This is a genomic window from Methylobacterium sp. WL19, from assembly GCF_008040005.1.
Lineage (GTDB): Bacteria > Pseudomonadota > Alphaproteobacteria > Rhizobiales > Beijerinckiaceae > Methylobacterium > Methylobacterium bullatum.
Window position 1 is genome coordinate 1 of record NZ_VRVC01000090.1, and the last position, 22,230, is coordinate 22,230.

Here is a 22,230-nt window from a genome sequence, read left to right on the forward strand (position 1 = left end):
CGCCACAGGCGCGAGGGAGCGCCGTCGGGCGGGGGTGCCGGCCGAAGCGTCATCGGTCTGTGAGACAGCGCCCTCGCTCGGGGAGGCGGCGCCGGTGGACGCATCGCCGGAGGGACCGCTGCCGCGCAGGGTCGGGCCGCCCGTACTACCCGCACCCGTGGCCGAGGATGGATTCGTGCTGCCGAAGGTCGGTGTGGCGGGTCGCGGCGTCGGGCTCGACTGGGCCTCCGCCTGGCTTCCGGGCAGGGCGACGGCGGCCGTCAGGATCAGGCCGTGAAGCCCCCTCCTGCGCCATCCTGCGATCAGCCCTGCACGCATCACGGACGAGTGTCTCTCCGCGGGTCCCCGCCTCGAGCGGTGCGCGCGACAGGACCGCTGCCCGGGATGTTTCACGGACGTCCCTTCGCGCATCCCGGACCGGCGCGACGGACGCGGCGGCCGAAGATCGTCCCGGGGGATCGCGCCCCCTCGGGACGCGGCCAGACCAATGCGGGACGGCTCCTCGCCGACCCCATCGTGGTAAAAGAACAGGGTTAGCGTTGTCTTAAGACCGCATCGTCGAGTGGGTGGAAGCCACGCGGAGAGGCCGTCGCTAGGCGATTTCCGCCCCCCCCGCGATGGTGGCGGCCGGCCTTCGCCCTGGCCGGACCTCACTGGAACGGCAGCGTAGGATCAGGCTGCGGCTAAGCCGGAACCACCCAACATTCCGGATACATCGGCGGGCACGCTGAATGGGTTTCGCGCTGCCTCATGCACGGCTTCGTCGACGGCTTCATCGATGCTGAAGGCGTCGGCATGGATCAGGATCAGCGCCAACATCCCGTCCACCAATGCCGACCGGCACTCGGCGGCCAAGCGGGGATCCGAAGCGGCCAGTTCCTCCACCGCAAGTGCGATGGGATGATCGGCTGGGGACGGAACGTCACGGCGGCTATGGAGCATCTCGATGAACGCCTTGAGCACTCGCTCGCCCGCCTGAAAATCGGACAATGCATGTGCCTGCCCGAGCAACAGGTTTCGGAGGCGATCCGGTACGCGATCATCCTTCAGCGCACGCTCGGTCACATCGAAACACCGATTCAAATCGGCGTTTGCTCGCTCCAGGGCACGTGCCTTTCGATGCGTGTCGTGAGTCGCGCGGATCAACTCACGCGCAACGAGAAGGGTGAGCGCCAAGATCGCGACGATAACGAAGGGCGTTCCCTGCATGCCGGTCACCATATTCGAGATGTATGACACAATCTATGCGTTGACAAACAGGAGGAGGCGCTAGGGCGGCGGAGGGGGCTGGTCCGGCGAACCGGCCGACGATGGAGGAATCCGCTTCGTGCGCGGCTTCTGTGCCGCGATGGGCGCGCCGCGTGATTTCGCCGTCAGTTCGAGGCTGGATTTCCTGGCCTGAAGGTCGATACGCGCCGTGGCGAAATTGCGGATGAGCCACAGGATGCAGAAGAGGCATCCCGCGCCGATGGCCCAGGCTGGATCGACATGGGCGATCAAGGCTCCAAATGTCGCCAGGATGATCACGGAAAAAACGAGCCCATCCGGTCCGAATTTCCCGAGCCCCTTGATGGCCTGAGCAAGTGCTTTTTCCATGCACGCAGATCGCGATGTTTCGAACGCCGCAACCTAAATCATTGGAGGGCTCGGGACGAGATGGATTCGTCCTGATCAAGTTACGTTGCCGTCCCGTGTCGAGAGCCGCCGGCCGATCACACGGGGGCGAGCAGCGGCCCGCTCAAGCGGTCCGACCAGGTCACCGACGATCCCGGTGCGGCGCGCTCCATGGCGTTCAATGCGTCGACGAGTTGGTCGGCCACGGCGAAGGCAAGCCCGACCTGCCGCAGTCCTTTCACCCATGCCGGTCGACCGGTTTTGGTGTCGAAGACCGTCCACCTGTCGAGGCTCCGGTCATCGGAACGAAGGTCGTAGGTGATGCGGCAATCGATGAACATCGGTGGTCCACATGGTGGTGGGCAAGATCGCAGCCCTGGATCACGGAACCCCTACCATCCCGTTCAATCCTGCCATCCCCCATATGGGGTATGACGACTGTCCCGCCGGCGGATCGGCGCCTCAGGCAGAAGCGGGCGGCGTCAGCCGAGGCGGTGATAGGCCTTGAACCAGCGCACGAAGGCCGGGATTCCGACTTCGATCGGCGTCGTCGGGACATAGCCGAGGTCGCGGGCGATGGCGCCGAGATCGGCGTAGGTCTCCCTCACGTCGCCGGGCTGCATCGGCTCGGACCGGCGGATCGCAGGGCGCCCGCAGGCCTCCTCCAGCACGTCGATCATGCGCAGGAGCGGCACGGACGTGTTGTTGCCGATGTTGTAGAGCCGGTGCGGCGCATGGCTGCCGCCGGCCTTCTCCGCGCCGTTATCGGGGGGCGGATTGTCGAGGCAGGCGAGGATCCCGCTGACGATGTCATCGATGTAAGTGAAATCCCGTCGCATCGCGCCGTCGTTGAACACGCGGATCGGCTCGCCCGCGAAGATGGCTTTGGCGAACAGCCACAGAGCCATGTCGGGCCGTCCCCATGGCCCGTAGACGGTGAAGAAGCGCAGTCCGGTCTGGGGCAGGCGATAGAGATGGGCGTAGGTTTCGCTCATCAACTCGTCCGCCTTCTTGGTGGCGGCATAGAGCGAGACCGGATGGTCGACGCGGTCCTCGACCCGGAAGGGCAGGGAGGTATTCCCGCCATAGACCGAGGAGGACGAGGCATAGGCGAGGTGCGCCACGCCCCGGTGGCGCGCGAATTCCAGGATGTTGAGGTGACCGACCACGTTGGCCTGAACGTAGGCGCGCGGGTTCTCGATGGAGTAGCGCACCCCGGCCTGCGCGCCGAGATGGACGATCCTGTCGATCCCATGCTCGTCCAGCCCCCTGTCCAGGGCCTCGTGATCGGAGAAGTCGATGGGCAGAAAGCGGAACGCGTCGCCCCGGCGCGTCGCGAGATCTTCGATCCGGTCCCGCTTGAGCGCGACGGAATAGTAATCGTTGAGATTGTCGATGCCGATGATCGTCTCGCCACGCGCGAGCAGGCGATCGGCCACATGGTAGCCGATGAAGCCCGCGGCTCCGGTCACGAGAATCGCCATTGTCGGGTCGAGGCCTCACCGTCGCCCGGACCGCCTGCCGACGAGGCCGGCGGCGATCCGGAAGGGTCCGTTCAGAGTCGCTCGTAGAGTTCCTTGAGGCGCCCGCGATAGATCTCGGGGCTGTATTTCGCCGCCTGGACCTTGCCCATTTCGGAGAGGCGCCCGCGCAGGTCCGCATCCGAATCCACCGCGCGGATCGCGTCGGCGATGTCGCGGGTGTCGTAGGGGTTGATCAGCAGGGCCGCGTCGCCGGCGACTTCCGGCGTCGAGCCCTCCTTGGAGGTGATGACAGGGGTGCCGAGCAGCATGGCCTCCAGCACGGGAAGGCCGAAACCTTCGTAGAGGGAGGGGAACACCACGCCCTTGGCACCGCGGATGAGGCTGACGAGGAGCGAGAACGGCGCGTAGTCGAACCGCCGGATGCGGTCGCGCTGGTAGGTCATGTTGTCGATCTGCTCGAGATACGAGTTCGTCGCCGGATTGATGAACTTGAACTCGATATCCGATTTCCAAGCCGCGCCGCCGACGATGACGAGTGGCGCCGAGACCTGGCTCGCGAGATAGGCCTCGACGAGGCGGCCGACGTTCTTCTTGGGCTCGATGGCGCCGAAGAACAGGAAGTAGCCCTTGTACGGCAGGCCGAAGGCGCCCTCGATCTCGCGGCGGACCACGTCCTCGGGCTTCTCGGAGAACTTCTTGGGGATTTCCACCGACTGGTAGGTGTTGGTGATCCGGTGCTCGGGGCAGCCGAGCAGGTTGATGATGTCGCGGCGCGAGGTCTCGGACACGGTGACGATGTGATCGGCATCCTTCACGATGCGCCGCATCAGGCGCAGGTAGCGCCGCTTGATGTCGCCGGTGGTGAAGGGCAGGCGCAGGGGCACGAGATCGTGCAGGGTGTAGATGTTCTTGGCGCCCGGAATCCGGATCGGCAGAGGATAGGTCCAGTGCATGATGTCGGGCGTGCGCAGACCGCTGACGCGCAGGGTGCGATTGTAGGTCTTGAAATAGGAGAGCGCGACGTCGAACAGGTTCACGCTGTTCCAGATCTGGTCGAAATACGGCATCCGCGATTCAAACGTCTTGCTGATGACGGTGCCGGTGATCGGCACCTTCACCGCCCGCCGCCCGAGCGGCGAGGTCATCTGGTCGCGCAGGTAGCGCAGGATCACCAGCCATTGCGGCGGGATACCCACCGCCGGATCGAAGAACGAAATCTCGCGAAGCAGCGGGTCGAGGCCCGGAGATGCGCGGGTCCCGTAGAGGACATCGGTCCGGTAGCCGAGCTCGTGCAGCTCGTAGCTCAGGTTGCGCGCGTAGGTGGCGACGCCGGTCCCCTTCTCCAGGCCGAGATTGTACCCATCCAACATCACACTTTTAGGCATTCCGGACTTCCTCGGATGGTTCTGCGATGGGGTCGTTGGCGATAGAAATGAAAGACTCGGACCACATGCGATTTCACGCGCCGGTGGCTCGGCCCCTCGTGCCGTCCGAACACCGTTCCTCCTCGGGCGCTGACGCCTCCAGGAGGACGGAGTTCGCCTCTTCTCGATCGCCGCGTGGCCTCGACGATGCGACTCGTCCCGTAGGACCGGGCGCCTAGAACTTCAGCGCCTTGAGCACCTTCGGCTCCACCGGCCAGGGGGTCGCCTCGAACTCGACCGCCTTCGGCAGCGGGAAGGCTTCGAACAATGCCTGGGGCGAGTAGGTCAGGGGCCGCCATGTGGCCTTGATCCAGTCGACGGCCTTGTCCCATTCGGGCTTGGCGCGCCGCTCCAGGCAGAAGGCGTTGAGGCGGGTCACACCGGCGCCGAGATAGAAATCCCGCACCCGGTGATCGACCCTCTCCTCATCGTCGTCGAGCTTGAGTTCACGGCCCTCGCCCTGGCCATAGGTGGCGAACCAGGCGCTGGGAATACCGTAGCATTCCGCGATCACGAGACCGTGGAGCGAGGTAGAGAGGATGTGCCGGCAGGACACGATCTCCTCGACCTTGGCGCGCAGGGACGATGCGTCGCGTTCGGTGATCGTGTTGATGATCCGGATATCGCCCTTGCGCTCGGGGGGGATGCCGTAGCGCGTCATCACGTCGAGGACGGTGGCGGCGGGATCCTGGGAGGCGAGCTCGGTCAGGTGGACGATAACGCCGATCTCATGGGTCTTCGCCACATGGTCCATGGGCCAGAACTTGGGCAGCAGGTAGACCGGGTCGCCGTAGATCTCCGGCACCGCGATGCCCTGCGCCCTCAGTACGGCGCCGGTCTTGGGGCCGCGCACGGCATGGACGTGGAACTCGGTTCCCGCCGGACGCTGATAGGGCGCCGGGTTCGGATTGCCCGGGCAGCGCTGGGCATCGAGACCGGTGCCCCACATATGCACCGTGCCCTTGCTGATGGCGTGGCCGATGGTTCCGACCGCGACGAGGCGCTCGGAATTGCTGTCGAAGCCCGCATGCCGCACGACGCGTCCGGAGATGGCGGCGACCATGACGGCGCTCAGCGCGTCACCGAAATTAGCGTAGGGAAACTTCGGCGAACTGGCCGCCCAGGCCAGGGGCACCGAGCCGGGCGGCAGGGTCGATTTAATGCGCTTCAGGAGAGCGACGGAGCTCTTTTTTTTTTCTAGCTTCGCCGCAGCATCTTCGCCAGCCGGCTCAGAGACAGTCTTTTCGGCCACAGCTCTCGCAGCGGCCTTGGGAGCGCCTTTGGGAGATTCGTCAGGAAATCGGGCGGCGGCCACCTTGGCTCCTCCCGGAAATTCCTTGCGGTCGAGCCGGTTCAACTCGCCGACATCGTGGCGGAGTTTCAGGTCGGTGAGCGCCTTGTGCTCCCAGATCGTCTCGCCGGGCGCGGCGGAGATGGGGCTCAGATCGACCGGGAAGGCGTTGATCAGGGCATCGCCATCGAAGGTCTTGGGCGACCAGCTCTTGTCGATGGCCTTCATGATCGCGGGCCAGTCGCTCGGCTTGGGCCGGGGCTGATTGTAGACGTCGATCTTCGGCAGGCCGAGGCCGGTATAGAGATCGACGATGCGCAGGTCGACGTCGCCACCGGGGGTGAGCTCCACCGATTGCAGCCCGTCCTTGCTCAGGCTCGGCGCGAAATACAGGCAGGGAATGCCGTAGGATTCCGCGATCACCATGCCGTGCAGGCTGGTGGAGACGATGCGCTCGCAGGACAGGATCTCGTCGATCTTCGACTGAAGCGCACCGACATGCAGTTCGGTGACGGTCGTGATGAGATGGATGTCGTCGGCGAGTTCGGCCGGAATCCGGAACCGCGCGATCTCCTTGCGCGGCACCGCCTCCATCTCTCGGTTGGCGAGTTCCGACAGGTGGAGGATGACGCCGAGCTTGTAGCGCTTCTTGACCGTCGGCTTGTAAAATCGAGGCAGCAGCCAGACCGGGTCGCCGTACGGAACGGCATGCGAGAGGGTCTTGGCCGAGAGGAGCGATTCCGAGACCGGGCCGCGGGTGGCGGTCACGGTGAAATGCGATTCCGGGGACGGGACGAAGGGCTTCTTCTCGGCTGCCGGAGCGGAAGGGTTGGCCCAGTTGGAGCAGCCCGTGCCCCAGAACCAGACCTCGCCGTTGGCGAAACCGTGGCCGATCGTACCGACGCAGGACAGGCGAGGCGCGAACGACTTCATCGGCGCCCTGCGGATCGGCTTGCCCGAGAGCAGCGCGATCATCACCGGGCTCAGAGCGTCGCCGAAGTTGAGATAGTTCATGTCCAGGGTCGAACCGGCCCAGGCCAGCGGAATCTCGCCTTTCTCACGCACGTACCGGGTGATGGATGTCGCCATAGATCACGTCCTTGGTTCTTGGATTCTCTAAAACGAAAACAATGATCGTATCGTAATGGTGTGATTCAAATCCGCCAGCATCGTCAGGACGCTCTCGTATTCGTCCCACCGCAACCAGGAATACGGGCTGCGCAAAAATGCCATCGCCGCTCGAGTGACTATATTTCCGGCAGTTCGGAGCGTTCGCCGACCCTGTCCTGTCGGCGGACGCCGAGGTCATCCTGCATTTGAGTGCCTGAATGCCAAGCCCGCCAATCCTCCCAAGTCATTGGTGCGCCTGATTAAGGCTGATTCCGCGGGGTGTCCAGGCCGAGAGGTCGCGGCATCGGCAAAACCGCGGGATGCCATCGGTCTCGCTCCGGCCGACGAAAGGCGGGGAGGGGACGAGTGCCATCACGACGTGGTCTGAGGGACGCGCTGCCGCGCCGCGTCCGACTGCGGCGCGACGCGGCGCGGCGGGGCGGGGCGCTTGGCGACAGAGGCGGCCTTGGCCTCGTCATCCACGCGCTGCAGGGCCGCCAGGATCTGCCGGCCGGTCTCCGTCCAGGTGGCGGGCCTATAATTCCTGTCGATCTCGCGCTCCTTCTCCCGGAGCGACTCGGGGTCGGTGGCGTAGGCCTTGATCTTGGCGACCCATTCGCTCGTCATATGGGGCAGAGCATAATCGACGAAATGCTGGCCGACCTCGGGCAGGGAGGTGGTTTTCGAGACGATGCCGAACTTGCCGAAGCTCAGGGCCTCGGCCACCGGCAGTCCCCACCCCTCGTAGCGGGACGGAAACACGAACATCTGACAGTTCTTGTAGAGCGTCCGCAGGGCCAGGTCGTCGACCTTGGCGAGAAAGTGGAGCTTCCGCGCGAGCGGAGTCCGCCTGACGATGGCGCGCAGCATCATGCGCTTCTTGCGCTTGCTGTGCCCGACGCAGACGAGGCTCGGGGCCGCCTCCTCGTTGCCCTTGAACGCCAGCGACCAGGCCTTGATGGCGACGCGGTGATTCTTGCGCGGGTGCACCGACGAAACGTAGAGGATGTAGGGTCCCTTGACCTTCAGCGGCTTCGGCGGGGTGTTGTCGCCGATCTGGGACACACCGAAATTGAGCGTCACGATCCGCCCACAATCGAACCCCTGATAGGCAATGAGCGCGTCCGCGGTGGCGCGGGACGGCGTGAAGATCACATCCGCCGTCTCGAGCACGAGGTCGATCCAGCGCTTGAACGTGGCATGGGCCGACCGGAACGTGAGCTCGGGCCGCTCGATCGGCAGCATGTCGTGGACGAGGACCGCCTTGCGACAGGAGATGTCGGCGGATTTCAGCGCGCTGACGATGCCGGCATAGTTCGAGCGCGACCAGCTCGCCCCGAGCATCACCAGCCACGGAGCCGACCGGGGCATGGAACTGTCGGCCGCCGCCGCCGGCTGGTTCTTGAAGATGCGGACATAGCTCAGTTCCTCCACCGCCTTGGCGACGAGGGAGCGGCCCTGGACGGTGTTGGTTCGGCCATACGCCTCGATCAGCTCCAGCATCGGAGCGCTGATGGGAGCGAGCCGCCGCTTGAAGGGCGTGATGCCGATCGGTGTGATGACGCAGTCGAGATCGTCCGCCTGGATCGCGCTGGTGATTTCGTAGACGACCCGTTGGATCCCCGTGATCGGAAGCCCTCTTTTGAAGAAGGACACCAGATCCGTGTAATCCATCAAGATGTTCGAAGCCGTCATGGAACCTGCATTTTGGTTCCGACGATGGACAGGCATCGCCGCATGACATGCATCCTTCTCTGACCGCCCCCGGAGTCAGCGATTCTCGCCATCGTTCGGAACGCCCCGCCTCTTTAAAAACGCAGTGGCCAAGTGCGTGCACGACGCGTCGAAACTATGACCTCATCCCACTGCCGGACGAGGCTACTTCATCGCACCAACCGCGCATAGCCGGTCAGGCCGAAGGCGGCCCCATCGATCTCGATGGCAGGCATCACGGCGACAAGGGAAGTGCTGGGGAGAAGAGGTTCACCACCCTCATCCGGCGTCTCGTCCGGCACAGCCGGGGAACGGAGAAGGTATTTGGCTCCCCGAGTAGGACTCGAACCTACGACAAAGCGATTAACAGTCGCTTGCTCTACCAACTGAGCTATCGGGGACCACGGCGGGGTCTCTACACACGGCTTTGGCGGGACGCAAGGCCTCTTCGCATATTTGTCGGCTTTGTTTACGGCCTCGCCTCCGTTTGGCCTCCTGTCGCGGAATCCCCGTTGCGGACCCGGCCCGGGCTCTGTAAGAGACCCGTCACCCCGGATCGCCCGCCCGATCCGGAGGCGCCATTCCTTCCTCGATGGGATGTGGCCGAGGCCTCGTGGCGGAGTGGTTACGCAGAGGACTGCAAATCCTTGCACCCCGGTTCGATTCCGGGCGAGGCCTCCAAATCTTTCTCGATCCCCTATTTTGCAAGGAAGAGCTCCCGGTCATGGCCGGGGCGCTTCATCCCGTCGGCTCGGTCCACCCGAACGAGCGCGTCACCGCCTTGCCCCAGGCGGCGTAGAGCCGGTTGCGCCGGCCCTCGTCCATACGCGGGTGCCAGCGATGGTCGACGCCCCAATTGGCCACGAGATCGCCGGTGCCGGCCCAGTATCCCGAGGCGAGCCCCGCCGCGTAGGCGGCGCCCAGCGCCGTGGTCTCCGTCACCTTCGGTCGCAGCACCGGCACGGCGAGGAGGTCCGCCTGGAACTGCATCAGGAGGTCGTTGCAGACCATGCCGCCATCGGCCCGCAGTTCCGTGATCGCAATTCCGGAATCCGTCTCCATCGCCTCGATGACCTCGCGGGTCTGATAGGCGGTGGCCTCCAGGGCGGCACGGGCGATGTGACCCTTGTTGGCGTAGCGGGTGAGGCCGGCGATGATGCCGCGCGCGCTCTCCCGCCAATGCGGCGCGTAGAGGCCCGAGAAGGCCGGCACGAAGTACACGTCGCCATTGTCCTCCACGGTGCGGGCGAGGGGCTCGATCTCGGCGCTGTCCCGGATGAGGCCGAGATTGTCGCGCAGCCACTGGACCAGGGCGCCCGTGATGGCGATGGAGCCTTCCAGCGCATAGACCGGCGCCTCGTCGCCGAGCCGGTAGGCGAGGGTGGTGACGAGGCCGCAGGTGGAGGGCACCGGAGCCGTCCCGGTGTTCATCAGCACGAAGCAGCCGGTGCCGTAGGTGTTCTTGGCCTTGCCGGGCGAGAAGCAGGCCTGGCCGAACAGGGCCGCCTGCTGGTCACCGAGGATGCCGGCGATGTGCACCCCGGGGAGGGCGCCCCGCGTCTCGCCATAGACCATGCTCGAGGAGACGATCCTCGGCAACATCGCCCGCGGGATGCCGAAGGCCGAAATCATGCCGGCATCCCAGTCGAGGGTGTCGAGGGCCATGAGCTGGGTGCGGCTGGCATTGGTCGCGTCGGTGATGTGGAGACCGCCCTGCGGGCCGCCGGTGAGGTTCCAGACGAGCCAGGTGTCGATGGTCCCGAACAGGACATCCCCGGCCTCGGCCGCCGCGCGGGCACCGGGCACCCGGTCGAGGAGCCAGACGAGCTTGAGGCCGGAGAAATAGCTCGCCAAGGGTAGGCCGGTGAGCGCACGGAAACGATCCTTGCCGCCGTCGCGGGCGAACTCGGCCACGAGCCCGTCTACCCGCGTGTCCTGCCAGACCAGGGCGTTGTGGAGCGGGCGCCCGCTGGCGCGATCCCAGATCAGGGTGGTCTCGCGCTGGTTGGTGATGCCGATGGAAACGAGATCGGACGGCTGCAGCCCCGCCGTCTCCAGGGCCTCGCGCATCACGGTCCGGGTGTTGCGCCAGATCTCGTTGGCGTCGTGCTCCACATGGCCGGGTCGGGGGTAGATCTGCTCGTGCTCGCGCTGGGCGACCGTGATGATCGCGCCGACGCGATCGAAGACGATGAAGCGCGTGCTGGTCGTGCCCTGATCGATCGCCCCGACATAGCGCGACATGGCCGTCTCCCCCTAAGCAGGTTTCGCAGAAGTGACCCCCGGTTCTGCGATAAAAACCCGCGACACAGCAAAGAGCGAAGCGGGTTCGCGTCCCCGGTCAGGCCGCTTCGGCTTTGGCCTTGGCCTCCATATAGGCTTCGAGCCGCGCCCGTCCCTCGGGCGGCAGGTGCAGCCCGAGCTTCGAGCGGCGCCAGAGGATGTCCTGAGCGCTGCGCGCCCATTCCCGGTCGATCAGATACGCCACCTCGGCCTCGGTGAGCCCTTCCCCGAAATCCGCCCCGAGATCGGCGAGGGTCCGAGCCGTGCCGAGCAGGCCGTCCGTGCGCGTGCCGTAGGCCCGGGCGAGACGCCGTGCCATCGCGGGTGGCAGGAAGGGCCTGCGCGCCATGAGGTCGGCGAGGAACCCCTCGAAATCGGCACCCGGCATGTCGCCGCCCGGCAGAACCGCATCGCCGGTCCAGGCGGGCTTCATCCCGGGGCGATAGGGGGCGAGCTTGGCCAACGCGTGTTCGGCGAGGCGCCGGTAGGTGGTGATCTTGCCGCCGAAGACCGAGAGCACGGGCAGGCGGCCATCCCGGTCGGAGACGTCGAGGACGTAGTCGCGGGTGACCGCGGAGGCCTTCGCGGCGGCATCGTCGAAGAGCGGGCGCACGCCCGAGAAGCTCCAGACCACGTCGCAGGGATGGATCCGAGCCCGGAGCGACCGGTTGATGCAGTCGCAGAGATAGAGGGTCTCGTCCTCGGAGATGCGGACCGACCCCGGTTCGCCGGAATGGGGCACGTCGGTGGTGCCGATGAGGGTGAAAGCGCCCTCGTAGGGGATCGCGAAGACGATGCGCCCGTCCGGCTGCTGCAGGATATAGGCGTGATCGCCCTCGTAGAGCTTGCGGACGACGATGTGGCTGCCCTTCACCAGCCTGACCGCCGCCCGGCTGGCAAGGCCGAGCGTGTGCCCGAGGGTCTCGCTCACCCAGGGACCGGCCGCGTTGACGATCATCCCCGCATGCACGGCCTCGCTGCGGCCAGTCCCCATGTGGCGGATCGTGGCGACCCAGGATGTCCCGTCGCGACGGGCCGCTTCGACGGTGGTGCGAGTCCGGATCTGGGCCCCGCGCTCGCGCGCATCCATGGCGTTGAGCACCACGAGGCGGCTGTCCTCGACCCAGCAATCCGAATAGGCGAAGCCCCGCGTCAGACGCGGCTGCAGCGGCAGGCCGAAATCCGAGCCTGGGAGAGTCACCGAGGCGGAGCCGGGAAGGGCGCGCAGGCGGGCGAGATGGTCGTAGAGGAACAGTCCGAGCCGCAGCATCCAGGCGGGGCGCAGGCCCTCGTCATGCGGCAGGACGAAGCGCAACGGCCAGATGATGTGGGGCGCCAGCCGCAGCAGGCGTCCGCGCTCGGCCAGAGCCTCCCGCACCAGCCGGAACTCGTAATGTTCGAGGTAGCGCAGGCCGCCATGGATGAGCTTGGTGGAGGAGGACGAGGTGAATTCGGCCAGATCCCCGCGCTCGCAGAGCATCACCCGAAGGCCGCGCCCCGCCGCATCGCGCGCGATGCCCGCGCCGTTGATGCCGCCGCCGATGACGAGGAGATCGTAATCGCTCGCGTCCAAGCCGTGACCTCTCTCTCCCCATCCTCGAAGCCCTCCCGATAATTGAGGGGGGACAGGTCGAGCCGGCGCGGCCGCCTCCGTCAGGGTTGCCCGCGCCGGAGATCGCGGGATCGGGGATATCGGCGACCGGCCCGGATCGAGACGACACGAGAAGTCATCGGACCTCAAGATGTTTTCACTAATACCGGCCGACGATGAGGAAACCTCATCGTCGGCCGCCCGCGCGACTGCGCTGCGGCGGGCGTCCGCCGAACGTGCTGAGAACGACCATCGGTCGGGATCAGCGCCGCTCGATATAAGGGCTAAAACGGCATATCCGTTTCGACAAGCCGGCCTTCCGGCACGATCCTCCCCATTCGACCGGCAGCCGACCGGCCGCCATGCGTCCGGCCCATAGGGAACCCGCTCGAGGCACGGAGCATGCGCGGGTCGACTGCCCCGCACGTCCATCAGGCCTCGATCTCGCACGCCTCCACGGGCCGCATCTCCACGGGGTACGGGCGACGCAGGCCCGAAAGTGCGGACCGCTTGCCGCTCCGACGTGACAGGCCCCCCGTGACTCCGGCCAAACGCAGCTCCGGGATTCCTTCCCTTCGAGCGATCGCCCTGTTTGGCTTCATTCGGGTGGTTGACCGGACAGGAACAGTGCCTTATGCGAACAACCTCGTTCGGAAGCGCTCACGAAGCTTCCGGCCAAGCTCGGAGAACGGCGGCAAAAACGTCGTGTCTTTCACGGGTTCGTTGGGGGATAGTTTAACGGTAGAACAGTGGACTCTGACTCCTCTAGTCGAGGTTCGAATCCTCGTCCCCCAGCCACTGTCACATCTAAGCCCTTCAGATCATTGAGCTCCTCTCGCAGTCGCCCTGCGGTGTGAGCCTGTTGCTACACACCGCTGCTACACAAGGCACCCAGCCAGGTGCAGAAGGAGCGGAGTGGCGCCGATCGCGAATGTTGTCCTGCGTGGACGTGTCCGTCGTCAGATGATTTGGGACATTCGGCGGTATCCAGGAGCGGAGGCTCTGGTCCATCTGGGGTAATGAGGTCAGGCGGCCTGCGCGTGGTGGCGCAAGCGGCGATCCATCAGGGTCTGGTGCTTGGTGCGTTCCCGCTCGGCCAGGATCCCTTCGCCGCGTCCGAAGTAGACGTCAGCGGGCGTGAGGTTGCTCAGGCTCTCATGGGCTCGGGCATGGTTGTCGCGTTCGACGAAATCGGCAACCTGCGTCTCCAGCTCGCCTCGCAGGTAGGCGTGTTCGAGCAGGATGCGGTTCTTGAGCGTCTGATGCCAACGCTGGATCCTGCCCTGCGTTTGAGGACGGCATGGCGCACCGCGGATGTGGGTCATGCCCCGAATGCCGAGCCAGTCGGCCAGGTCGCTGGCGACGTAGCTCGGCCCGTTATCGGAGAGCAGCCGTGGCCGCTGCATCACCCGCGCCTGATCGAGCCCAGCCGCACCCAGCGCCAGGTCGAGCGTGGCGGTGACGTCGCTGGCCTGCATCGTCGTGCACAGTGATCCTCCCCCGCTTTCGCGGACACGGGGGTTAGCTCGTATTCCGTTCGGCCTGCTCGGAGGTGATGTAGCCGAGAGCCGAATGGATGCGCTGTCGATTGTAGTAGCCCTCAATGTAGGCGAACAAGTCGCGTCGAGCCTCGTCCCGGGTCGCACATCGTTGTTGGCGGACGAGTTCGAGCTTGAGGGTGTGGAAGAAGCTTTCCATGGGAGCGTTGTCGTAACAGCAGCCCGTCCGGCTCATGGAGGGCGTCGCCTTCATGTCGGCGAGCTGTTTGCGATAGGCTTCGGCGGCGTATTGGCTGCCGCGATCCGAGTGGCAGATGAGGCCAGCCCCCGGTCGTTGCCGTTGGGTGGCCATCATCAGAGCCGCCGACGTCAATTCGGTCCGCATGTTCTCGCGCATGGACCAGCCGACGATCTTGCGGGTTGCGAGATCGAGGACGGCGGCCAGGTAAAGCCAGCCCTCTCCGGTCGGCAGATAGGTGATATCTGCCAGCCAGACCGTATTGGGCAGCGCGGCCGATAACTGCTGCTTCAGGAGGTTCGGTGCGATCGGCAGGTCATGACGGCTGTCGGTCGTGCAGGGCCGGAACTGACGTCCTGCCAGAGCCCTGATGCCGTGACGGCGCATCAGGCGTTCCACCCGCCCGCGACTGGCCGTTCGGCCCTCTGCCCGCAGCGCGGCATGCACGCGAGGCGCGCCGTAGCGCCTGAGATGCCCGGCATGGATACGCTGGACGTCGGCCAAGAGCTGACGGTTCGACGCCGACCGGGCACTCTCGGGGCGTGATCGCCAGCCGTAATAGCCGCTCGGGGAGACTTCGAGCACGCGGCACATGAGACGCACCGGCCAGGTGCCCGCATGCTGCGCGATGAAAGCGAACGTCACTTGGGCATCTCCGCGAAGATGCCGATCGCTTTTTCTAGGACGTCGCGCTCCATGCGCGTCCGGTCGAGTTCACGCCGCAGACGGGCGATCTCGGCCGCCTGATCGGATGGCGATGACACCGGGCTCATCGGCGCGGTTCCTGGGAATCCCGCTGGCCGCGGTGGCGGGCAGCCGCCCGTCAGCGCCGTGCGCCATTGCCTCAGCATCGACGGTTGGATCCCAAGTTCCGCGGCGATCTGCATCTATGGTCGGCCACTGCTCTCCAGCAGCGCCACCGCCTCGCGTTTGAACTCCGGGGTGACACCGAAAGGTGCAGCGAAGCAAACTCGCGTCTCGTCTTGGCCATCAAACACCTTCCCCGCCCGCGAGAAGCGTATCAGAGGTGTCCGCGAAACCGGGGGAGGATCACTGTCCCACAGGTGCTGACGGCGGAAAGGGAGCGACCGCGCCGCCGCCCGCGCCGCCAGCCGGCAGGGATCGGCCTCGCCCCCCGCACCTTCGACCATCTCGATGCACAGGACATCGAGATCGCCGAGTTCGTGGATGGCCGGCGCCCCTCGACCCACCGCGACTTTGCCGACGCCGCCCTGCGGACCGAGGCGATGGACGTCTATCGCCGCTTCCATGCGGCGCCGCTGCTGCCGCTCACCAAGACCGTGTTCGACATGATCGCCGAGCACGACCGGCAGGTGGCGGAACTTCGGGCGCCCGTGCCGCCCGACCACGCGTGGCTGTCCCACCAGGCTCGCCTGGCACAGGCGGCGCTCGAAGCCTCCGGTCTCGATCTCGTACCCTGCTTCAACGATCCGATGCCGGGCAACTTCCTCGTCGGCGAGGACGGCTCCATCCTGCTCATCGACTTCGAATACGCGTCCAACAACGACCGTCTCTACGACTTCGCGATCTGGAGCGGAGAGATGTTCTCCTCCGAAAGTGTCGATCGCGAGCTGATCGAGGCGTATTTCGGGCGCTACGACGAGGCCTCGTTCGCTCGCCGGATGGTCCACAAGGCGCTCGCCGATGTGAAATGGTGGACTTGGGCGATGGTGCAGCACACGATCTCCAGCCTCGACTTCGACTTCTACAAGTACGGTATCTGGAAGCACATGCGTGCCCGTTCGATCATGAACGATCCATGCTGGCCGGCCTTCCCGAAGGCGCTCTGATCGAAAGGCTCCGTCTCCGCGCCGAACGAAGCGCCCGTTTCGAGCCCTGTTGCTCGATCCCGCCACCTTCGACAAGGAGATGGGCTGCACGTCCGCCAACGGTGCAGTCTCGGTCATCCCCCTTCTACAGGACCACGTGTTTCGTCACCGGCCTGCACCCTTCGTCACCCTCATCCACGGAACTCGATCAGAACTTGGATATCCTCCCCCTCCCTGCGGGTCGGGTAGGTGCGAAGAGCACGAAAGGACCATCCCGCCGAGACGGCACCGGTCGCGAGCGCGAACCATGCCAGGTGCCGCGGGCAGAACAGGCGCCCTCCGGAGCAATGGCCCAGGGCGAGATCCGCCCCCTCATGCGGGCAGGCCCGTTCCGCGGCGAAGATCCCGTCGCCGTCCTGCACGAGGACGAGATGACGGCCCGCCACGAAGACCGGGATGATCGCATTGCCGGCGAGCGCCTCGATACGGCAGACGTGAACCCAGCGCCCGCTGTCAGCCGCCGAGATAGGCTTGGCGCACATGAGGATCCGCGATCAACGTCGAGCCTGTTCCCGCCAGCACGATCCGGCCGGTCTCCAAGAGGTAGGCGTAGTCGCAGAGTTCCAGGGCCGCGAAGGCGTTCTGCTCCACGAGGAGGACCGTGGTGCCGGTGTCGCAGATCGCCCGGATGACGGCGAACATGCGCTCGACGATGTTGGGGGCAAGGCCCAGGGAGGGCTCGTCGAACAGGACGAGCCGGGGACGGGACATCAGCGCGCGGCCGATCGCCAGCATCTGCTGCTCGCCCCCCGAAAGGGTGCCGGCGGCTTGGTGCTTGCGCTCGGCGAGGCGCGGGAACTCGCCGTAGATGCGCGCGAGATCGGCGGACACCCCGGCCGGATCGCGCCGCAGGTAGGCGCCCATGGCGAGGTTCTCCGCGACGCTCATTTGCGGAAAGACCCGCCGCCCCTCCGGGCAATGGGCGATGCCCTGGGCCAGCACCTTGCGCGGGTCGGTGCCGGTGATGTCCCGGCCGGCGAAGTGGATGCTGCCCGAGCGCGCCGGAATGAGCCCCGACACCGCCCGGAGCGTCGTCGACTTGCCGGCGCCGTTGGCCCCCACCAGGGCCACGAGCTGCCCTTCGTCCACCTTGAGCGAGAGCCCCTTCAGGGCCGTTACCGCGCCGTAGCCGCAGACGAGATCCCGGATCTCAAGCATCGTTCGTCTCCCTGGCGGCCTGTGCGGCTTCGCGGGCGGCACTGCCCTGGCCGAGATAGGCTTCGATCACGGTCGGATCGGATCGGATCGCCGCCGGCGGCCCCTCGGCGATGAGGCGGCCGTAATTCAGCACCACGATCCGGTCGGAGACCTCCATGACCATCGGCATGTCATGCTCGACGAGGAGGACGGTGACGCCGCGCTCGCGGATCGAGCGGATCAGGCGCACGAAGACCTGGGTCTCGGAGGCGTTCATGCCGGAAACCGGTTCGTCGAGGAGCAGCATGGCGGGCTCCGTGGCCAGCGCCAGCGCGACCCCGACGAGGCGCTGCTCGCCATAGGCCAGCGACCCGGCCTTGTCCTGGGACCGGCCGGAGAGCCCGACCCAGTCGAGGAGTTCACGGGCCCGGTCTCGCAGAGCCGCCTCACCGGCGCGGTCCCGCCCGAGCAGCGTGTCGACCAGCCGCGTGCGGCCCCGCCGATGCAGGCCGATCATCACGTTGTCGAACACGGTGTCGTCGGGGAACACGCTGGTACGCTGAAACGTCCGACTTAGGCCGAGACGGACGATCTCGTGGGGCTGCAACCCCTGGAGGCCGGTGCCGCGGAACCGGACCTGACCCTGGCTGGGCTTCAGGAAGCCCGTCATCACGTTGAAGGCCGTCGTCTTGCCGGCCCCGTTCGGGCCGATCAGGCTGACGATCTCGCCGGGATGGACGTCGAAATGCAGGTCGGCGATGGCGACGAGGCCGCCGAAGCGCACGCCGACATGGTCCACCGACAGGATGGGAGCGCGGATCTCGCTCATGGCCTGACCTCCACGGGAACGCGGGCGGGTTCCGAAGCGCGGCGGCGCGTGGCGAGGCGAGCGAGGCCCGGCACGATGCCCCGGGGCATGACGAACTGGATCACGATCAGCACGAGGCCGAACACCATCCACTGCGCCTCAGGGACCATGACCGGACGCAGGGCGACGGGGAGCAGGCCGAAGATCAGGCCGCCGACGACGGGGCCGAGCAGCGTGCCCTTGCCGCCGCCCACCACCATGATGACCATGGTCACCGTGGTGGAGAACAGGAACACGTCGGGGTCGATGATGCGCAGGTAATGGGCGTAGAGACTGCCGGCTGCCCCCGCCATTGCCGCCGAGATCACCGCCGCGAGGGTCAGGGTCCGGGTGGCGTTGATGCCGACCGAGAGGGCCAGGGACTCGTTCTCCTTCAGGCCCCGCATGGCCCGGCCGAAGCGCGATCGGACGAGGAGGGAGATGAGGGCGTAGCAGAGCGTGCCGACCACGAGGACGAGATAGTAATTCTGCATCTTCGTCCGCAGGGTGACGGAGCCGAGGCCGGGCAAGCCGAGGCTGAAGGGCGGGATGCCCGTCAGCGCCAGGGGGCCTTGGGTCAGCTCCACCCAGTTGAGGGCGACGAGGCGCACCACCTCGGCGAAGGAGATCGTCACGATGACGAAATAGGCACCCCGCACCCGGAAGGAGAGGCGACCGACGAGGTAGCCGCAGCCGGCCGTCGCCAGCACGGCGAGGCCGAAGCCCACCACAGGCGGCCAGGGCTCGTGTACGATGCGAAGGCCCCAGAGCAGCTCTACGTCGAAGCCGAGGCTCGTGAGGGCGCTGACGTAGGCACCGATGCCGAAGAAGGCGATGTGCCCAAGGCTGAGCTGCCCGGTGAAGCCGAGCAACAGGTTCAGGCTCATGGCAGCGATGGTGACGATGCCCGTCGTAATCAGCGCGTTGAGCAGGTAGGGGTCGTGGCCCAGCGCGAAGGGCAGGGCGGCCAGCGCCGCCAGGAGGGTGAGAGCGGGGAGATGCCGTGTCATCCGATGCGCTCCGCCTTGGCGAAGAGGCCCGTTGGCTTGAAGATCAGCACCGCGATAATGATCAGGAAGCCCATGGCGTCCCGGTAGCCCGACGAGATGTAGCCGGCGCCCAGTTCCTCGGCGAGCGCCAGGATGAAGCCACCGATGGCCGCCCCGGTAATGTTGCCGAGGCCGCCGAGAATCACGATGGCGAAGGCCTTCAGCTCGGCCATCCCGCCCATCTGCGGAAACACCACGTAGACCGGCCCGAGGAGCGCGCCGGCCGCCGCCGCGAGGCTGGAGCCGATGGCGAAAGTCGCGGTGTAGACGAGCCGCACGTTGACCCCCATCAGCGAGGCGGTGTCGTGGTCCTGGAAGGTCGCCCGCATGGCGAGGCCGAGGCGGGTCCGGTTGATGAGCCAGTAAGTCAGCCCGATCAGCGCGAGGGCCGCGCCCAGCACGAACAGCCGCAACCACGACACCGAGACGGGTCCGAGTTGAAGGGGCGCATCCGGGAAAGGGGTCGGGATCGATTTGGCGACACCGCCGAACAGCCAGAGCGTGCCCGATTGCAGGACGATGCCGGCCCCGATCATCACCAGCATGGTCGTGTCCATGTCCGCGCCGCGCAACGGCCGCAGCAGCACGAGGTCGAGGATTGCGCCGAGCAGGAGGCCGCCGAGGATCGCGGTCGGCAGGGCGGCGAAGAAGCCGAGCCCGAGGGCCGTGACGGCGAGGTACATGACGTAGGCGCCCACCGTGTAGAGCGCCCCGTGGGTGAAGTTCACCACGTTCATGATCCCGAAGATCAGGGTCAGCCCGATGCCGAGCAGGGCATAGGTTCCCCCCAGGACCAAGGTGTTGAGGAGGTGCTGCAGGAATTCGGTCATCGAGGCCTCGCCTGTAAGCAGGTGATACGGTCGTCGGCTGAGCGTCAGTGCAGAGTCAGCAAGCTTGGCGCGGATCCCTGTCCGTCAGCGTGACGGCAATTGCGCGGGATGGGCGGCCCTCCTCCCCAGCGGATCTCGGGCCTGCCCGAGATCCGTCGAGCTTGTGGGGAGGAGTTGGAGGTGGGGGTGGTTGAGCGACCCTCAGCTTGCGGGGGCTAGCGGAGCCACCCCCACTCCTAACCTCTCCCCACAAGGGGGAGAGGGACGCGCTCTGCCTGCAAAAACAGATGGGGAATCCAGTAGCCCTAAGGAGGAGAGCCTGTTCCGCATGTGATACCCGAGGGGTGCGAGCCGGGAGGCATGCGCGCGGCTAGAGCGTCGGCACCACGACTTTTCCGCCGTCGATCTTGACGAGGTAGACGTCGGGCTTGCTCTGGCCGCTCTCGGACCCGACGGGGCCGGACTTGGCGAAGCGGATCGGGCCGTTGAGGCCGGTAAAATCGACCGACCAGAAGCCCTTCTTGATCGAGGCCGCATCGGCGGCGCCGCCCTTCTCGATGGCCGCCGCGATGGCGCGGATGCCGTCGTAGCCGCGAAAGCTCTCGGTGACGCCGGCGAACTCGAAGCCGCGCTTCTTCCACTCGCCGATGAAGTAGGCGGTGGCCGTCGGGTTCGGGGTCTTCTCCGGGTACCAGGGCAGGAAGGTGGTGAGATGCATCGTCCCCTCGGCGGCAGCACCCGCCTGGGCGATGATCTGGTCCGGATTCTGGGAGCCGCCGGTGGTGATGATCCGCTTTTTGAGGCCGAGCGCCGCCATCTGCTTGAACAGGAGCGTCAGTTGATCGACGGCGGCCGTGATCAGAAGCGTGTCGGCATCCGAGCCCTTCAGCTTGGAGAGTTGGGCGCTCATGTCCTGCGCGCCCTGGTCCATGGTCTCCACGAGGCCGACCGTGACACCCTTGCCCTTGAGCATCTTGCCGAAATCGGCCGCCGCCCCCCGGCCCCAGTCGTTGTTGATGGCCAGGAAATCGACCTTCTTCAGGCCGAGCTTTTCGACCATCGGCGCGAAGGCCTCGGCTTCGAGGGCCGAGGGCGGGGAGATGCGGAAGACGTAGGGGTTGCCCGAGGTGGTGATCTTGCCCGACGACGAGGTCTCCACCAGCATCGCGGTCTCGTAATCGGCGAGCTTGGGCATCACCGCGAGCGTCAGGCTGGACCCCCAGGCGCCCATCAGCACCGGGGTCTTGTCGCTGGTGATGAGTTTTTCGGCCACCGCCGCCGCTTCTGTGGGGTTGCTCTTGTTGTCCTCGACGACGAGTTCGAGCTTACGTCCCAAGACACCGCCCTTGGCGTTGATCTCGTCGGCGGCGATCCTGGCGCCATTGACCACGTAGGTGCCCGACGCCGCAAAGGGTCCGGTCAGGGGCTCGTTGACGCCGATCCGGATGGCCTGCGCGTGGGCCACCCCCGCCGACAGGACGAAGGCGAGGGTCAGAGCGGGGATCGTGTGGCTGCGCGTCATGGTGGTCTCCGGTCTTTGGCAGGATCGCGGGCAGGATCGCGGGGAGGAGGCGACGGTCAGGGACGGCGGCCCCATGCGGCGAGGCGCCGGCGCAGGGAGGTCGTCAACATCGTGAGGAGCAGGCGCAGGGGGTTGAGGCCCGTGGCGGCCGGGACCGGCGCACCGGAGAGCCGGGCTTCGAGGTTCGCGGCGAAGTCGGCCCCGAGGCGTCCGGCGAGGTCGCGCACGAGCCCCGGCCGCCCGAACTGCGCCAACGGCCCCTGGAGGGTGTAGCCGACGGCGAGATCGATCCGGGCGGTACCGGGGATCTCGCCCGGTCCGACGCGGTAGCGGATCTCGCCCTGCGTGGCGGAGCGTCCGCCCGCGTCGCTGCCGGCCCCGAGGATGCGTCCCGTGCGAACCGCCTCATCGCGAAAGATCCGGGCGCGACCGCGAAAGCGCGCGGCGATCGGCCCGATCCGCACTTGAAGCGCGCCCTCGACGGCGTCCGGAGTCGGCTGGCCCGTCAGCATGGCGCCGGGCAGGCAGGCGGCCACGGCCTCGACGTCGCCGAGTAAGGCGAAAACGGTGTCGGGCGGGTGCGCCACGGTGAAGGCCTGGTCGAACCGGTGCGCGGGCACGAAATCGCCGTCGAGATCGGCAATCGACGGTGCGGTCTCGGCCTGCGCGACGGGCCGTAGGGGCGTGCGGGCCGCATCCGATGCCGGGCCGGACGATGTGCCGAGGCGCGCGCCGACGGGGCCGAGGC

17 protein-coding genes, 3 tRNA genes and 3 pseudogenes are annotated in these 22,230 nt (G+C 66.5%); 3 read left to right on the forward strand and 20 right to left on the reverse strand.

Annotation, left to right across the window (positions count from 1 at the left end; all coding sequences use genetic code 11):
- From FV220_RS25820 to FV220_RS17155, 9 genes and pseudogenes are all read right to left on the reverse strand, one after another.
- Positions 1 to 318, reverse strand: a pseudogene (locus FV220_RS25820) (hypothetical protein); the annotation flags it as partial.
- A 354-nt stretch (positions 319 to 672) separates the two neighbouring features.
- Complete coding sequence (locus FV220_RS17120; RefSeq protein WP_147832672.1) at positions 673 to 1,209, reverse strand: hypothetical protein; 537 nt, start codon at positions 1,207 to 1,209, stop codon at positions 673 to 675.
- 60 nt (positions 1,210 to 1,269) lie between these two features.
- Entirely contained in the window at positions 1,270 to 1,596 is a 327-nt protein-coding gene (locus tag FV220_RS17125) for a hypothetical protein (protein WP_018043850.1), read from the reverse strand.
- 116 nt (positions 1,597 to 1,712) lie between these two features.
- On the reverse strand, positions 1,713 to 1,955 hold the full coding sequence (locus FV220_RS17130; RefSeq protein ID WP_056141980.1) for a hypothetical protein: 243 nt from the start codon (positions 1,953 to 1,955) through the stop codon (positions 1,713 to 1,715).
- A 141-nt stretch (positions 1,956 to 2,096) separates the two neighbouring features.
- Positions 2,097 to 3,098, reverse strand: a complete 1,002-nt coding sequence (locus FV220_RS17135) for an NAD-dependent epimerase/dehydratase family protein (RefSeq protein WP_147832673.1) — start codon at positions 3,096 to 3,098, stop codon at positions 2,097 to 2,099.
- Positions 3,099 to 3,169: 71 nt separating this feature from the next.
- Positions 3,170 to 4,483: a glycosyltransferase gene (locus FV220_RS17140; protein WP_238254165.1), complete on the reverse strand. Its 1,314-nt coding sequence runs from the start codon at positions 4,481 to 4,483 to the stop codon at positions 3,170 to 3,172.
- Positions 4,484 to 4,697: 214 nt separating this feature from the next.
- Positions 4,698 to 6,902: a polysaccharide pyruvyl transferase family protein gene (locus FV220_RS17145; protein WP_056141971.1), complete on the reverse strand. Its 2,205-nt coding sequence runs from the start codon at positions 6,900 to 6,902 to the stop codon at positions 4,698 to 4,700.
- A gap of 393 nt (positions 6,903 to 7,295) precedes the next feature.
- The gene (locus FV220_RS17150; protein WP_238254163.1) at positions 7,296 to 8,597 is read right to left on the reverse strand and encodes a glycosyltransferase family 1 protein; all 1,302 of its coding nucleotides are present in this window, start codon (positions 8,595 to 8,597) and stop codon (positions 7,296 to 7,298) included.
- A gap of 364 nt (positions 8,598 to 8,961) precedes the next feature.
- Positions 8,962 to 9,037 (reverse strand) — tRNA-Asn (locus tag FV220_RS17155).
- 206 nt (positions 9,038 to 9,243) lie between these two features.
- Here FV220_RS17155 and FV220_RS17160 point away from each other — a divergent pair.
- A tRNA-Cys gene (locus FV220_RS17160) sits at positions 9,244 to 9,317 on the forward strand.
- Positions 9,318 to 9,374: 57 nt separating this feature from the next.
- On the opposite strand, the gene glpK is transcribed toward FV220_RS17160, so the two are convergent.
- Both glpK and glpD read right to left on the reverse strand, forming a co-directional pair.
- Positions 9,375 to 10,880, reverse strand: coding sequence for a glycerol kinase GlpK (gene glpK / locus FV220_RS17165; RefSeq protein WP_147832674.1), 1,506 nt, complete (start codon positions 10,878 to 10,880; stop codon positions 9,375 to 9,377).
- Between the two features lie 97 nt (positions 10,881 to 10,977).
- Positions 10,978 to 12,492 (reverse strand): glycerol-3-phosphate dehydrogenase, encoded by a 1,515-nt coding sequence (glpD, locus tag FV220_RS17170; protein WP_147832675.1) that lies wholly within the window; start codon positions 12,490 to 12,492, stop codon positions 10,978 to 10,980.
- A gap of 742 nt (positions 12,493 to 13,234) precedes the next feature.
- On the opposite strand from glpD, the gene FV220_RS17175 reads away from it, so the two are divergent.
- Positions 13,235 to 13,308, forward strand: a tRNA-Gln gene (locus tag FV220_RS17175).
- 227 nt (positions 13,309 to 13,535) lie between these two features.
- Here FV220_RS17175 and FV220_RS17180 read toward each other — a convergent pair.
- Both FV220_RS17180 and FV220_RS17185 read right to left on the reverse strand, forming a co-directional pair.
- Positions 13,536 to 14,000 (reverse strand): annotated as a pseudogene (locus tag FV220_RS17180) (integrase core domain-containing protein); the annotation flags it as partial.
- A gap of 31 nt (positions 14,001 to 14,031) precedes the next feature.
- A pseudogene (locus FV220_RS17185) lies at positions 14,032 to 15,238 on the reverse strand (IS3 family transposase).
- A gap of 73 nt (positions 15,239 to 15,311) precedes the next feature.
- On the opposite strand from FV220_RS17185, the gene FV220_RS17190 reads away from it, so the two are divergent.
- Positions 15,312 to 16,058 carry a phosphotransferase gene (locus FV220_RS17190; protein ID WP_238254161.1) on the forward strand — a complete coding sequence of 249 codons (747 nt, stop codon included), beginning with the start codon at positions 15,312 to 15,314 and terminating at the stop codon, positions 16,056 to 16,058.
- A gap of 170 nt (positions 16,059 to 16,228) precedes the next feature.
- On the opposite strand, the gene FV220_RS17195 is transcribed toward FV220_RS17190, so the two are convergent.
- The 7 genes from FV220_RS17195 to FV220_RS17225 all read right to left on the reverse strand — a co-directional run.
- Positions 16,229 to 16,579 (reverse strand): Rieske (2Fe-2S) protein, encoded by a 351-nt coding sequence (locus FV220_RS17195; RefSeq protein ID WP_056141955.1) that lies wholly within the window; start codon positions 16,577 to 16,579, stop codon positions 16,229 to 16,231.
- The gene (locus FV220_RS17200) at positions 16,551 to 17,255 is read right to left on the reverse strand and encodes an ABC transporter ATP-binding protein (protein WP_018042461.1); all 705 of its coding nucleotides are present in this window, start codon (positions 17,253 to 17,255) and stop codon (positions 16,551 to 16,553) included. Before FV220_RS17200 ends, FV220_RS17195 begins: the two co-directional genes overlap by 29 nt.
- The gene (locus FV220_RS17205; RefSeq protein WP_187273441.1) at positions 17,248 to 18,063 is read right to left on the reverse strand and encodes an ABC transporter ATP-binding protein; all 816 of its coding nucleotides are present in this window, start codon (positions 18,061 to 18,063) and stop codon (positions 17,248 to 17,250) included. Before FV220_RS17205 ends, FV220_RS17200 begins: the two co-directional genes overlap by 8 nt.
- Complete coding sequence (locus FV220_RS17210) at positions 18,060 to 19,091, reverse strand: branched-chain amino acid ABC transporter permease (RefSeq protein WP_147832677.1); 1,032 nt, start codon at positions 19,089 to 19,091, stop codon at positions 18,060 to 18,062. Before FV220_RS17210 ends, FV220_RS17205 begins: the two co-directional genes overlap by 4 nt.
- Positions 19,088 to 19,960, reverse strand: coding sequence for a branched-chain amino acid ABC transporter permease (locus FV220_RS17215; protein WP_056433983.1), 873 nt, complete (start codon positions 19,958 to 19,960; stop codon positions 19,088 to 19,090). Before FV220_RS17215 ends, FV220_RS17210 begins: the two co-directional genes overlap by 4 nt.
- Before the next feature lie 370 nt (positions 19,961 to 20,330).
- Positions 20,331 to 21,482, reverse strand: coding sequence for an ABC transporter substrate-binding protein (locus tag FV220_RS17220; RefSeq protein WP_147832678.1), 1,152 nt, complete (start codon positions 21,480 to 21,482; stop codon positions 20,331 to 20,333).
- A gap of 56 nt (positions 21,483 to 21,538) precedes the next feature.
- Positions 21,539 to 22,230, reverse strand: a 692-nt coding sequence (locus tag FV220_RS17225; RefSeq protein ID WP_246689479.1) for an SRPBCC family protein, incomplete at its 5' end; no start/stop codon positions are given.